General features: G+C 70.3%; 13 protein-coding genes and 1 pseudogene. 7 read left to right on the top strand and 7 right to left on the bottom strand.

All coding sequences use genetic code 11. The features are described 5' to 3' along the window. The gene (locus GKE56_RS12095; RefSeq protein WP_154684757.1) at positions 1–882 is read right to left on the bottom strand and encodes an SDR family oxidoreductase; all 882 of its coding nucleotides are present in this window, start codon (positions 880–882) and stop codon (positions 1–3) included. Continuing rightward, complete coding sequence (locus GKE56_RS12090) at positions 879–1,313, bottom strand: nuclear transport factor 2 family protein (RefSeq protein WP_154684756.1); 435 nt, start codon at positions 1,311–1,313, stop codon at positions 879–881. The genes GKE56_RS12095 and GKE56_RS12090 overlap by 4 nt, the downstream gene beginning before the upstream one ends. Before the next feature lie 54 nt (positions 1,314–1,367). On the opposite strand from GKE56_RS12090, the gene GKE56_RS12085 reads away from it, so the two are divergent. Continuing rightward, positions 1,368–2,009, top strand: coding sequence for a TetR/AcrR family transcriptional regulator (locus tag GKE56_RS12085; RefSeq protein ID WP_154684755.1), 642 nt, complete (start codon positions 1,368–1,370; stop codon positions 2,007–2,009). Here GKE56_RS12085 and GKE56_RS12080 read toward each other — a convergent pair. The 4 genes from GKE56_RS12080 to GKE56_RS12065 form a co-directional block, all read right to left on the bottom strand. Next, positions 1,984–2,427, bottom strand: coding sequence for a hypothetical protein (locus tag GKE56_RS12080; protein WP_230208931.1), 444 nt, complete (start codon positions 2,425–2,427; stop codon positions 1,984–1,986). The genes GKE56_RS12085 and GKE56_RS12080 overlap by 26 nt on opposite strands. Positions 2,428–2,512: 85 nt before the next feature. Continuing rightward, entirely contained in the window at positions 2,513–2,875 is a 363-nt protein-coding gene (locus tag GKE56_RS12075; RefSeq protein WP_154684754.1) for a CrcB family protein, read from the bottom strand. Then, complete coding sequence (locus tag GKE56_RS12070; RefSeq protein ID WP_154684753.1) at positions 2,872–3,273, bottom strand: CrcB family protein; 402 nt, start codon at positions 3,271–3,273, stop codon at positions 2,872–2,874. The genes GKE56_RS12075 and GKE56_RS12070 overlap by 4 nt, the downstream gene beginning before the upstream one ends. Beyond that, a complete protein-coding gene (locus GKE56_RS12065) occupies positions 3,273–4,487 on the bottom strand; it encodes a pyridoxal phosphate-dependent aminotransferase (protein WP_195908100.1) in 1,215 nt (404 codons plus the stop codon). Before GKE56_RS12065 ends, GKE56_RS12070 begins: the two co-directional genes overlap by 1 nt. A gap of 85 nt (positions 4,488–4,572) precedes the next feature. On the opposite strand from GKE56_RS12065, the gene GKE56_RS12060 reads away from it, so the two are divergent. Both GKE56_RS12060 and GKE56_RS12055 read left to right on the top strand, forming a co-directional pair. Continuing rightward, positions 4,573–5,022 (top strand): MarR family winged helix-turn-helix transcriptional regulator, encoded by a 450-nt coding sequence (locus GKE56_RS12060; protein ID WP_154684752.1) that lies wholly within the window; start codon positions 4,573–4,575, stop codon positions 5,020–5,022. 116 nt (positions 5,023–5,138) lie between these two features. Next, positions 5,139–5,966: an NAD(P)-dependent oxidoreductase gene (locus tag GKE56_RS12055; protein ID WP_154684751.1), complete on the top strand. Its 828-nt coding sequence runs from the start codon at positions 5,139–5,141 to the stop codon at positions 5,964–5,966. On the opposite strand, the gene GKE56_RS12050 is transcribed toward GKE56_RS12055, so the two are convergent. Then, positions 5,963–7,600 (bottom strand): ABC-F family ATP-binding cassette domain-containing protein, encoded by a 1,638-nt coding sequence (locus GKE56_RS12050; RefSeq protein WP_154684750.1) that lies wholly within the window; start codon positions 7,598–7,600, stop codon positions 5,963–5,965. The genes GKE56_RS12055 and GKE56_RS12050 overlap by 4 nt on opposite strands. 104 nt (positions 7,601–7,704) lie before the next feature. Here GKE56_RS12050 and GKE56_RS12045 point away from each other — a divergent pair, with 104 nt between their 5' ends. The 4 genes and pseudogenes from GKE56_RS12045 (at position 7,705) to GKE56_RS12030 (ending at position 12,369) form a co-directional block, all read left to right on the top strand. After that, complete coding sequence (locus GKE56_RS12045) at positions 7,705–9,327, top strand: AMP-binding protein (protein ID WP_370518392.1); 1,623 nt, start codon at positions 7,705–7,707, stop codon at positions 9,325–9,327. 94 nt (positions 9,328–9,421) lie between these two features. Then, positions 9,422–10,396: a pirin family protein gene (locus tag GKE56_RS12040; protein WP_154684748.1), complete on the top strand. Its 975-nt coding sequence runs from the start codon at positions 9,422–9,424 to the stop codon at positions 10,394–10,396. 117 nt (positions 10,397–10,513) lie between these two features. Then, on the top strand, positions 10,514–10,690 hold the full coding sequence (locus GKE56_RS12035) for a hypothetical protein (protein ID WP_154684747.1): 177 nt from the start codon (positions 10,514–10,516) through the stop codon (positions 10,688–10,690). 148 nt (positions 10,691–10,838) lie between these two features. After that, positions 10,839–12,369 (top strand): annotated as a pseudogene (locus GKE56_RS12030) (Re/Si-specific NAD(P)(+) transhydrogenase subunit alpha). Positions 12,370–12,371 lie beyond the last annotated feature (2 nt).

The raw sequence follows: 12,371 nt of genomic DNA, 5'->3' as shown, positions 1-12,371 counted from the left end.
TCAGGCGATCGACACGGTTCTCGCGACGATGTCTGACACCGGTATGCGCGGAAGGTCCGGGAACTCCGCCCGAAGCGCGTCGTCCCGCGCGGTCGGCAGGCTGTCCATGGCCAGCGAAGCCCGGGCCTGCCGGGCCAGCTGGGGGCGGACCAGCGAGGTAACCGCCGCCATGAGGTGCAGCACCGGCCGGGGGATCCGCCGCGGGTGTCCGGGCCATCCGCGCTGCGCCATCACCATCGAGGCAAGCTCACGCAGGGTGGCCTGCTGCGGTCCGCAGATCTCCAGGGTCCGTCCGCGCAAGGAGTCGTCCGTGACGACCCGCACGGTCAGCGCCACGACGTCGTCCACTGACACCCACGCGATGGGGTTGTCCCCGCGACCGAACACCAGCGGTCGGTGGGCGGACCCGGCCGTCTGGTCCATCAGCCCCACCCACGTCTCGGCACTCGCGTCGGGGCGGATGATCGTCCACGGACAGGTCGCCGCGCGAAGTCGTTGCTCCGCCGCGTACTTCGCCCGGAAGAGCTCCATCGGGCTGTCGGCTGCCGCGCCGAGAACCGAGATCAGCACGAAGGAGGCGCCGCGCGCCTCAGCCTCGGCGATGAGGTTGAGGTTGCCGCCGAGGTCCACCGTCGCAGGCGTGCCGCCGCCCGGTCCAGCGAAACCCTGGACCGCCGAGACGACCTGGTCGACGCCCGCCATCGCCCGGCTGATGCTCGCCCGGTCACGGACATCGCCGTGCACCACCTCGACCTGGTCGGGAAGGGGACGGGAGAGCGGGGTCAACCCGCGGCTCAGCACCCTCACGGCGTGGCCCCGGGCGCACAGGTCGGTGGCCAGGCGGCTTCCCAGCAGCCCGGAGCCACCAGCCACCAGGATCATGGCCTTGGCCGGCCGACCAGCTCGCGCACCGCCTGGTCAGCATCCCGGCCGTCGTCGTCCACCGGCTCGAGGTAGAACCGGACCGCCGACGCTCGGTCACCCTCGACCGTGAACACCATGACGCCGCGCATGAGGTGGGCTCCACCGTCAGGCCTGGTGCCCCGCAGCTCCCACTCCGACCACAGCGTGTCTCCGGCGAGATCGCTCCGCAGCACCTCGGCCGTGATGTCCGGGACGCTGGCGAAGATCTGGGTCCAGTTGCGGCGCACCTGGTCTCGGCCCCGGAAGCTGCGGGCCGGATGGAGTGGTGTGTCGTTGAGGTAGTCCTCGGTGAAGCAGGCGACCACGGCGTCGAGGTCGTGCGCGCTGGTCGCCGCCGCAAGGCGGTGGGCGAAGGTGGCTTCTGGCTGAGGCTCGGGCTGCAGTGTCACGACGGTTCCCCCTTTTGATACAGTCGACTGTATCTAAATTGGAGTGTGATCCGGTTGGGTGGTCCTGTCAAGGCCCAGCGTGACTACGACTCGTCGCGCCGAAGGGATGCCGCGTCGGCGCGACGAGCGCGGGTCCTCGAGGCTGCACGCACGCTGTTCCTCGACGTCGGCTTCGCCCGCGCCACTGTGGCGGCGATCGCGGACCAGGCGGGCGTCTCCCAGGAGACGGTCTACAAGTCCTTCGGTGGCAAGACCGGGCTCGTCGAGGCGCTGTACCGCCAAGGGCTCGAGGGGGAGGGGCCGGTCCCGGCATACCAGCGCTCCGACGAGCTGCGCGGCACCGCCGACCCGTCCACCGTGCTGTACGGCTGGTCCCGGCTCTCCATGGAGGTGGCGCCCCGGGTCTCTCCGATCTGGCTGATGGTGCGTGACGCAGCCGTCGTGGACCCGGCCCTGGGCGTGCTGCTCCGCGAGATGGATGACGACCGCTACCGCCGCATGACCGAGAACGCCCGTTTCCTGGCCGATGCCGGTCACCTTGGCGCTGGCGTCGACGTCCAGGCGGCGGCCGACCTCATGTGGTCGGTCACGGCGCCGGAGATGTTCGAGCTGCTCGTCCTTCGGCGCGGCTGGTCCGTCGAGCGGTGGGCCGACTCGATCTACGCCACGATCAGCGGACTGCTACGGCCTCGCTGACCACCCGCGTTCCGTAGCGGAGCAGGAAGGCCGCCAGCGGCAGCTCGATGGTGACCGCGGCCGCGAGTGAGACGACGAGGGCCGAACCACTCGAGGTCATCACGTCGAACCACGCGTCGGCGACGAGGAAGGCCGCCGAGGCGAACGCGGCCGGCACATGGAGCGGGTGTGCCCGACGTGCGAGCGCCCCCGTGGTGCCGAGCAGGGCCATGAGCAGCACGTCGAAGCCGACCCACGCGCTGTTCCAGTTCGCGAGGACGTACGTCTGGGGGAGCGAGGTCGCGAGGTAGGCGACCCACGGGACGAGGACCACCGCGCACGCCAGGCAGACCAGGGCCGTGCGCCGCCCGACTCCGGGGCGACCCCGCGGGTCGGCTCGCCGGGTCAGGACGTCCACGGGGCCTGCGGGGGTGCTCATGGGTTGATCGTGCGCGCGAAGGCCGAAGGGCGGCTGTCCTCCGCCTGTACGTGCCCTGTGAGTCTGCGGCAGGCACCGGGGTCGGTCAGCCGAACCGGCAGCCGAGGGCGTACCCCAGCCACACGGCGGGCAGCCCGAGACCCAGGGACAGGGCGAGGTTTCCGACGAACGGGCGCCAGGCTCGCTCCTCGAAGAAGACCCAGGTCTCGAACGCCAGCGTGGAGAACGTTGTCAGAGCCCCGCAGAAGCCGACTCCCACCAAGGGCGACACCCAGGCCGGCAACCCTGGCGCCCCTGCAGCGAGGCCGAGGATGAACGACCCGGCGACGTTGACGATCAAGGTGCCGAGAATCGTTCCGGCAGAAGAGTGTTCGCGTGACCAACGATCGACGAGGAAGCGCAGCGGCGCTCCCACGACCGCCCCCGCGATGACGAGGAGGACGGTCACGGCCGCCGCCCGAAGACGCGTTCACCCAGGCTGATCCCCACACCGACCGCGGCAAGGCCGACCACGAGCGAGCCGACGACGTATGCCGCGCCGCTCAGCGCGTGACCGCCCGTCACCATCGCGTGCGTGTCCAGGGCGTAGCCGGAGAAGGTGGTCCACCCACCCAGCACGCCCACGCCGAGGAACGGTCGCAGCCACGGGTGCGGCTGATCCATCGAGAGCACCCAGACCACGAGGACACCCATGGCCAGCGACCCCCCGATGTTGACGAGGAAGGTCGCCCACGGGAACGCCCCGGCCGCGTGGGGCAGCGCCAGTCCCGCGGCATACCGGCCGAGGGAACCCACGGCACCCCCGGCAGCGATGGCGGCCAGCAGGCCCGGGTCTCCTCGGCGCATCAGCGGCGCTTGGTCTCCAGGAAGCCCGCGATCCGGCCGATCGCGAACTCGAGGTCCTCGACGCTCGGGAGGGTGACGATGCGCACGTGGTCGGGCGTGGGCCAGTTGAAGCCCGTGCCGTTGGTGATGAGGATGTGCGTCGAGCGCAGCAGCTCGATGACGAAGGCCTGGTCGTCCTCGATGGGGTAGACCTCGGGGTCGAGGCGGGGGAACAGGTAGAGCGCGCCCTGGGGCTTGACGCAGCTCACGCCGGGGATCTCGGTGATGAGGCGATGGGCCAGGTCCCGCTGGGCGAGCAGGCGTCCGCCGGGCAGGATCAGGTCGTTGATCGACTGGTAGCCACCGAGCGCGGTCTGGATCGCGTGCTGCGCCGGGACGTTCGCGCACATCCGCATGTTCGCCAGCAGGGTCAGGCCCTCGAGGAAGTTGGCGGCGCGCTCGCGCGCTCCCGTGATGACGACCCAGCCGGACCGGAAGCCGGCGACGCGGTACGCCTTCGAGAGGCCGCTGAACGTCAGGCAGAGGATGTCGTGGGCATACGTCGCGGCGTGCACGTGCCGGGCGCCGTCGTACAGGATCTTCTCGTAGATCTCGTCGGCGAGCAGGACGAGGTCGTGCTTCGTGGCGAGCTCGACGAAGCCCCGGACGATCTGCTCGGAGTACACCGCTCCGGTCGGGTTGTTGGGGTTGATGAGGACGATGGCCTTGGTGCGACTCGTGATCCGGCTCTCGATGTCGTCGAGGCTGGGGTTCCAGCCGTTGGCCTCGTCGCAGAGGTAGTGCACCGCCTTGCCCCCGGCGAGGGTGACCGCCGCGGTCCACAGCGGGTAGTCCGGAGCGGGGATGAGGACCTCGTCGCCGTTGTCGACCATCGCCTGCAGGACGAGGGAGATCATCTCGCTGACGCCGTTGCCGATGAAGACGTCCTCCACGGTGACGTCCTTGAGGCCCTCCTCCTGGTAGAAGTGGGCGACTGCGGTGCGGGCGGAGAAGATCCCTCGTGAGTCCGAGTAGCCCTGGGCCTCGGGCAGGTTGTGGATCATGTCGACGAGGATCGACTCGGGCGCCTCGAACCCGAACGGCGCAGGGTTGCCGATGTTGAGCTTCATGATCCGGTGGCCTTCGGCCTCGAGCCGGTGGGCCTCCTGGAGGATCGGACCGCGCACGTCGTAACGGACGTTCTGCAGCTTGGAGGACTGGGTCACGGGGCGCACGGCTCCAGTCTCTCAGCCCGGGTCGACGGGCCGCCCGTCGCCACACCGGCACCCGGGGACGGGCGGGCATCGTAGGCTCCTGCTCATGTCCCCACGCTCTCCCCTTGGCGAACTCGAGGTCGAGCTCACCAGGCTGTTGCGCCGGGCCCGAACCGGCCAGCGACGCACGGCGGCCGACGTGCACCCCGACCTCGACTCGGCCGGGTATGCCGTGCTCGTGGCCGTGCGCGAGCTCGCCGCTGCCGGCGGGGGAGCTCGCGGAGGTGAGGTGTCCGAGGTGCTCGGCCTCCACAAGTCCACCACCAGCCGAAACCTGTCCACGTTGGAGGACCTCGGCCTCATCGAGCGCGTTCTCGACCCCGACGACGCCAGGGCCCGACAGGTTCGGCTGACGACCAAGGGTGAGGCTGCCCTCGACGGGGCGTTCGAGGCGCGCCGCGAGCGGTTGCGCACGCAGCTGCGCTCCTGGGACAAGCCGGACATCGCCGAGCTGGCGCGCCTGCTGCGCCGCCTCAACGACACACCGCTCCCCTGAGCTCCACGACGGTGCCCACAGCCGAGCGAGGGCCCTGCCGGAGTGGGTGAGTGGGTGGTGAGGCTCACGCGCCCAGCAGGTTCCGCCCTTACCCGCCGGTAACTAGGCTCGCCGGCATGACGACGCTCTCCGGCAAGACCATCATCATGTCTGGCGGCAGCCGCGGGATCGGCCTGGCGATCGCCGTGCGCGCGGCCCGGGACGGCGCCAATATCGCGCTCATCGCCAAGACCAGCGCACCCGACCCCCGTCTCGCCGGCACCATCCACACCGCGGCGGCGGCCATCGAAGCAGCCGGCGGACACGCCCTGCCGATCGTGGGCGACGTGCGCGACGACGAGACGATCGCCTCGGCCGTCGACAAGGCGGCGGCGCAGTTCGGTGGCATCGACATCGTGGTCAACAACGCCAGCGTGCTCAACCTCAGCCCGACCGCGAGTCTCGACCCGAAGCGCTACGACCTCATGCAGGACGTCAACGTCCGCGGGACGTTCATGCTCACCCGTGCGGCGCTCCCGCACCTGCTCGCCTCACCCGACCCCAAGGTGCTCACGCTGAGCCCCCCGATCAACCTCGACCCGCGCTGGTTCGCCGGCCACCCGGCATACACGATGGCCAAGTACGGCATGACCATGGCGGCACTCGGGTTCGCCCACGAGCTGGGTCAGAAGGGCATTTCGTCGACCTGCCTGTGGCCCGCCACCCTCGTGGCGACCGACGCGATCGGCAACCTGCCCGGCGGCGACCAGATGGTCAAGGTCAGCCGGAGGCCGGACATCGTCGCCGACGCGGCCTACGAGGTGCTCACCACCGACGGCCAGACCCTCAACGGCCAGACCATCATCGACGAGGACCTCCTGCGCGCCCGCGGGGTCGCCGACTTCGCGCCGTACTCGATGACCGGCAAGGACGAGGGCCTGGCGCCTGACCTCTTCCTCAGCTAGAGCTCGCGGAGCCGGCCGTTCTCGACGTGCCAACGCCGGGTCGCCCGCACGTCGGCCAGCATGCGGCGGTCGTGCGTGACCAGCAGGACCGTGCCACCGAAGGAGTCGAGAGCCTGCTCGAGCTGCTCGATCGCCGGCAGGTCGAGGTGGTTGGTGGGCTCGTCGAGCACGAGCAGGTTGACCTCCCGGGCCTGCAACAGCGCGAGCGCGGCCCGGGTGCGTTCCCCCGGCGAGAGTGAGTCGGCGGCGCGGTGGACGTGCTCGGCTCCGAGGCCGAACTTGGCCAGGAGGGTGCGGACCTCCGCGTCGGGCCAGTCGGGCAGTGCGTCGCCGAACGCCCGGGCCAGGGTCTGCGGGCCGAGGAACAGCCCACGGGCCTGGTCGACCTCGCCGACCCGCACCGAGGAGCCCAGCCCGGCGGTCCCCTCGTCGACGGGCACGGTGCCCAGCAGCATCCCGAGCAGCGTCGTCTTGCCCGACCCGTTGGCGCCGGTGACGACGATCCGGTCGGCCCAGTCGACCTGGACGTCGACAGGCCCCAGGGTGAAGTCTCCGCGACGGACCATCGCCCCCGCTGCGGAGGCGACCACCGAACCGGAGCGCGGCGCCGCGGCGATGGTCATCCGCAGTTCCCACTCCTTGCGCGGCTCGTCGACCTCCTCCAGCCGCTCGATCATGCGCTCGGTCTGCCGCGCCTTGGCCGCCTGCTTCTCGGCCGACTCTGCGCGGAATGCGGGGACGAACTTGTCGTTGTCGGTCTTCTTGCGACGGGCGTTGCGGACGCCGACGGTCATCCAGTTCCGCTGGGTGACGGCGCGCTCTTCGAGCCGGGTGCGGGTGTCGGCGTAGTCCTCGTAGGCCTCTCGCGCGTGCCGCCGCGCCACCTCCCGCTCGGCGAGGTAGGCGTCGTACCCGCCCTCGTAGACCGCGACCTGCTGCTGGGCGAGGTCGAGCTCGACCACCCGGGTGACGGTGTGCGCCAGGAACTCCCGGTCGTGGCTGATGATCACTGCGGGGCTGCGCAGGCCCGCGACGAACTGCTCCAGCCGCTCGAGGCCGTCCAGGTCGAGGTCGTTGGTCGGCTCGTCGAGCAGCAGCAGGTCGTAGCGCGAGAGCAGGAGGGCTGCGAGACCGGCCCGGGCCGCCTGCCCACCCGAGAGCGCGGTCATCGGTGTCTCGGGATCGACCCCGAGGCCGAGCCCGGCGAGGGTCCCGGCGGCGCGCTCCTCGAGGTCCGCGCCGCCCAGCGCGAGCCACGACTCGAGCGCCACGGCATACCGGTCGTCGGCGCCCGGACCGGCCTCGCCGAGCGCCTCGGCGGCCGCGTTCAGCTCCGTCTCGGCGGCGCTCACCCCGGTGCGTCGGGCGAGGAACCCGGCCACGGTCTCGCCGGCCCGGCGCTCGGGCTCCTGCGGCAGGTGCCCGACCGAGGCGGCCCGCGGGCTCAGGGTCACGGTGCCCTGCTCCGGCTCGAGCTCGCCGGCCAGCAGGCGCAGCAGGGTGGACTTGCCCGCGCCGTTGGCTCCGACGAGGCCGACGACGTCGCCAGCGCCCACCACGAGATCGAGCCCCGAGAAGAGGGCTCGTGCGCCGTGGCCGGCAGCGAGGTCGGAGGCCTTGAGGGTCGCGCTCATGTCGGGGGCGACGCTACCTGCCGGTGACCCCTGGTCGACACGGGGTTTTGCGTTCGCCATCCAGCCGAATCGAGGGGTTGTGGGATGCAGGTGGGCACGGTGGGATGAAGGGCATGACCACGTTGTCGTATGCGGTCGGCGAGACCGATCCCCCCTTGCTCGAGCAGACCATCCCCGACAACCTCGACGCGACCGTGGCTCGGTTCGCCGATCGCGAGGCGCTCGTCGACGTGCCGCGCGGCCTGCGATGGACGTATGCCGCGTTCGCGGGCGAGGTCGACCGGCTCGCCCGGGCGCTGCTCGCCGCTGGCGTCGCGAAGGGCGAGCGCGTGGGGATCTGGGCGCCGAACTGCGCCGAGTGGGTCGTCGTCCAGTACGCCACGGCCAAGATCGGAGCCATTCTCGTCAACATCAACCCCAGCTACCGCACCCACGAGCTGGAGTACGTCCTGAAGCAGGCGGGCATCTCGCACCTGTTCCTGGCCGAGTCGTTCAAGACGAGTGACTACGTCGCGATGGTCGAGGAAGTGCGGGCCAGCTGCCCGGACCTGGCGGGGGTCTACGTGTTCGGCACCGACTCCTGGGAGTCCTTGCTGGCGGGGGCCGACGGGGTGACGACTGAGCAGGTGGCGCAGGTCCAGGGCGGCCTCGATCCCCACGACCCCATCAACATCCAGTACACCTCGGGCACCACAGGCTTCCCCAAGGGAGCCACGCTCTCGCACCGCAACATCCTCAACAACGGCTATTTCGTCGGTGAGGTCTGCGGCTACACCGAGCAGGACCGGATCTGCATCCCGGTGCCCTTCTACCACTGCTTCGGCATGGTCATGGGCAACCTCGCGGCCACCTCCCACGGGGCCTGCATGGTGATCCCGGCGCCGGGCTTCGACCCCGCTGCGACCCTGCGGGCGACCGCCGACGAGCGGTGCACCTCGCTCTACGGCGTGCCCACGATGTTCATCGCGGAGTGGTCCTTGCCGGACTTCGCGTCCTACGACCTCGCGTCAGTGCGCACCGGGATCATGGCGGGTTCGCCCTGCCCCGCGACGATGATGGAGAAGCTCATCGCGGCGGGCATCGAGGAGATGACCATCTGCTACGGGATGACCGAGACCTCGCCGGTCTCGGCGCAGACTCGTCGCGATGACTCGTTCGAGCGCAAGGTCGGCACGGTGGGTCGGGTCATGCCGCACCTCGAGATCAAGGTCGTCGACCCCGTCTCGGGTGAGACGCTTCCGGCCGGCCAGGCGGGGGAGTTCTGCACCAAGGGCTACTCGGTGATGCTCGGGTACTGGGGCCAGCAGGACAAGACCGACGAGGTGCTCGTCGACGGGTGGATGCACACCGGAGACATCGCGGTGATGGACGCGGACGGCTACGTCCAGATCACGGGGCGGATCAAGGACATGGTGATCCGCGGGGGCGAGAACATCTACCCGCGCGAGATCGAGGAGTTCCTCTACACCCACCCGGACATCCTCGACGCCCAGGTGATCGGGGTGCCCGACGCGAAGTACGGCGAGGAGCTGTGTGCCTGGATCCGGATGCGGGAGGGCGCCGAGCCGCTTGACGCCGAGGGGGTGCGCGCGTTCGCCACGGGAAAGCTGGCGCACTACAAGATCCCTCGGTACGTCACCGTGGTCGACGAGTTCCCGATGACGGTGACGGGCAAGGTCCGCAAGGTCGAGATGCGCGAGAAGTCGGTGGCCGAACTCGGCCTCTAGCCGTACCCGGCCAGCCCGATCCGAGTGCGCGGAATGGCTTGACGGGTCGCTGCGTTGCAGGGATAGTTGAATTTCGAACTATCTGGGAGCGAACATGCCTGCTGTCTCGGTTGCCGACCTCACCGTCCTGCCCCGCATCCCCTCGCCGGGCGTCGGCGCGGCGCAGCGTCCGGTCAGGTCGGTCACGACGGCCCCTGGTGGCGTCGAGGGAGAGGGCTTCCCGGTCAAGCGAGCCTTCGCCGGCGTCGACCTGAGGGACCTCGACCCCTTCATCCACCTCGACGAGATGGGTGAGGTGGAGTATGCGCCGGGCGAACCGAAGGGCACGCCGTGGCACCCGCACCGTGGGTTCGAGACGGTGACGTACATCATCGACGGGATCTTCGACCATCACGACTCGTTCGGTGGTGGCGGCACGATCACCGATGGCGACACCCAGTGGATGACGGCCGGTGCGGGGATCCTGCACATCGAGGCCCCGCCGGAGCACCTGGTCGTGAGCGGCGGCCTGTTCCACGGGTTCCAGCTCTGGGTCAACCTGCCGCGGGCTGACAAGCTCAAGGCCCCGGCATACCAGGACCTGCGCTCCAGCGAGGTCGGGCTGGCGACCTCCGCCGACGGCGGTTCCCTGCTGCGCGTCATCGCCGGCGACGTGGGTGGCGTCGCCGGGCCCGGTTCGACGCACACCCCGATGGCGATGGTGCACGCCACGGTGGCCCCGGGCGGCGAGCTGAGCCTGCCGTGGCGGCCGGACTTCAACGCCTTGGTCTATGTGATGAGCGGTGACGGGTTCGTCGGACCCGACCAGACGCCGATCGGCACCGGCCAGCTCGCCGTGCTCGGAGCGGGCGATGCCTTGCGCCTGTCCGCCGCCCAGAGCCAGCAGCAGCGGTTCGCCGCCGGGCTCGACGTCGTCATCCTCGGTGGGCGCCCCATCCGTGAGCCCGTCGCGTGGGCCGGCCCGTTCGTCATGAACACCCGCGCCGAGCTCGTGCAGGCGTTCGAGGACTACGAGGCCGGCCGGCTCGGCCAGCCGGTCCCGCACGGTGACGTGGGTGGCACGGCCTGAGCTCCTTCGGGGGCTCGGTACGGAGGTGGGCGTGGTGCATACCACACGGCCTCGGCTTGAACGGTGCGCGATAGATACGCTACGGTTCGTATCGTAACCGAAAGGAGGCGAGGCACCATGACCACCAACCTGACTCGCACCCACGGCGCGCACCGCGCCCCGCACTACCCCCACGACTACCTGCACCAGGACCGCCCGTACGCCGAGACCCAGTCCGACATCGGCGGCGGCCTGTTCCTCGGCGCCATCACGTTGATCGCCCTCATGACGCTGATCGTGATCGGCCTCGTCTGAGCTGACCCGCCCAGCGGGACTTGCTGTCGCGCCCGTCGTCCACCTTCTGGACGGCGGGCGCGACTGTCGTCACAGGTGGGTGCCAGGAGGGGTGATTTGCCCCTAGGTTGGCGTCCGTCCCTCGACCTTCCACCATGGGAGTGCTGCAGTGCGGATCGGTGTGCCACAGGAGTCACGACCGGGCGAGACCCGGGTCGCGGCGACCCCCAAGACGGTGGGTCAGCTCGTCGGCCTCGGTTACGAGGTCGTCATCGAGCGCGGGGCCGGTGCACGCGCGTCCTTCTCCGACGAGATGTATGCCGCGGCGGGGGCGTCGCTCGTCGACCGCCTCGAGGTCTGGGGCAGCGACATCGTCCTCAAGATCAACGCTCCCACACAGGACGAGATCGGGTTGCTCAAGCCCGACGCCGTGCTCGCCTCGCTCCTCTCCCCGGCTCTGAGCCCCGAGCTCGTCGAGCAACTCACCGCGGCCGGCGTCACCGCGCTCGCGATGGACGCCGTGCCGCGCATCTCCCGGGCCCAGTCCCTCGACGTGCTGTCCTCGATGGCCAACATCGGTGGCTACCGTGCCGTGATCGAGGCCGCCCACGAGTTCGGGTCGCTGTTCACCGGGCAGGTCACCGCGGCTGGCAAGGTGCCGCCGGCCAAGGTCCTCGTCGTCGGCGCCGGCGTCGCGGGCCTGGCCGCGATCGGCACCGCGAGCAGCCTGGGAGCCATCGTGCGGGCGTTCGACGCGCGCGCCGAGGTGGGCGAGCAGGTCGAGTCGATGGGCGCCGAGTTCCTGCGCATCGAGGTCGAGGACGAGGGCCCTTCCGCCACGGGCTACGCCAAGGAGATGGGCGAGGACTTCAACCGCAAGGCCGCCGAGCTCTACGCCGAGCAGGCCAAGGACGTCGACATCGTCATCACCACCGCGCTGATCCCCGGCAGGCCAGCTCCCCGGCTGCTCACCGAGGAGATGGTCGCCTCGATGAAGCCCGGTTCGGTCGTCGTCGACATGGCGGCGTCCAACGGCGGCAACGTCGCCGGCACCGTCGCCGACCAGCTGGTCACGACCGCCAACGGGGTTCGGCTGATCGGCTACACCGACCTCCCCGGGCGTCTGCCGACGCAAGCGAGCCAGCTCTTCGGCACCAACCTGGTCAACCTGCTCAAGCTGCTGACGCCGGCCAAGGACGGTCAGCTGGTGCTCGACCTCGAGGACGTGGTCCAGCGCGGCATGACGGTATGCCGCGGCGGAGAGTCCCCTGTGGCCGCCGCCGCCGGTCCAGGTGAGCGCAGCCCCGGTGGCCACGGCGCCCCCGCCGGCCCCGAAGCAGCCGCGTGCCCCGAAGGACCCCCGGCGCAAGTACGCCGGGATGCTCGTGGCGGCTGCGGTGTTCGCCCTGGTGGCGGCGTTCTCGCCGTCGGCCTTCCTCGGCCACTTCACCGTGTTCGCGCTCGCCGTGATCGTCGGGTTCTACGTCATCTCGAACGTCGCCCACGCCTTGCACACCCCGCTGATGTCCGAGACCAACGCGATCAGCGGCATCATCCTCGTCGGCGGTGTGCTCCAGCTCGGCAGTAGCGACCCGGTGATCCAGACGATCGCGTTCATCGCGACCGCGGTCGCCTCGATCAACATCTTCGGAGGGTTCGCCGTGACCGGTCGCATGCTCCAGATGTTCCGGAAGGACTGAAC

The organism is Nostocoides sp. HKS02 (assembly GCF_009707485.1).
Taxonomy (GTDB): domain Bacteria; phylum Actinomycetota; class Actinomycetes; order Actinomycetales; family Dermatophilaceae; genus Pedococcus.
This window is presented reverse-complemented; position numbering and strand designations above follow the sequence as displayed.

Bases quoted from the DNA above. Each gene is read 5' to 3' on its own strand.
- GKE56_RS12095 (WP_154684757.1), bottom strand. From the start codon at position 882: ATGATCCTGGTGGCTGGTGGCTCCGGGCTGCTGGGAAGCCGCCTGGCC.
- GKE56_RS12080 (WP_230208931.1), bottom strand. From the start codon at position 2,427: ATGAGCACCCCCGCAGGCCCCGTGGACGTCCTGACCCGGCGAGCCGAC.
- GKE56_RS12070 (WP_154684753.1), bottom strand. From the start codon at position 3,273: ATGCGCCGAGGAGACCCGGGCCTGCTGGCCGCCATCGCTGCCGGGGGT.
- GKE56_RS12060 (WP_154684752.1), top strand. From the start codon at position 4,573: ATGTCCCCACGCTCTCCCCTTGGCGAACTCGAGGTCGAGCTCACCAGG.
- GKE56_RS12055 (WP_154684751.1), top strand. From the start codon at position 5,139: ATGACGACGCTCTCCGGCAAGACCATCATCATGTCTGGCGGCAGCCGC.
- GKE56_RS12050 (WP_154684750.1), bottom strand. From the start codon at position 7,600: ATGAGCGCGACCCTCAAGGCCTCCGACCTCGCTGCCGGCCACGGCGCA.
- GKE56_RS12045 (WP_370518392.1), top strand. From the start codon at position 7,705: ATGAAGGGCATGACCACGTTGTCGTATGCGGTCGGCGAGACCGATCCC.
- GKE56_RS12040 (WP_154684748.1), top strand. From the start codon at position 9,422: ATGCCTGCTGTCTCGGTTGCCGACCTCACCGTCCTGCCCCGCATCCCC.
- GKE56_RS12035 (WP_154684747.1), top strand. From the start codon at position 10,514: ATGACCACCAACCTGACTCGCACCCACGGCGCGCACCGCGCCCCGCAC.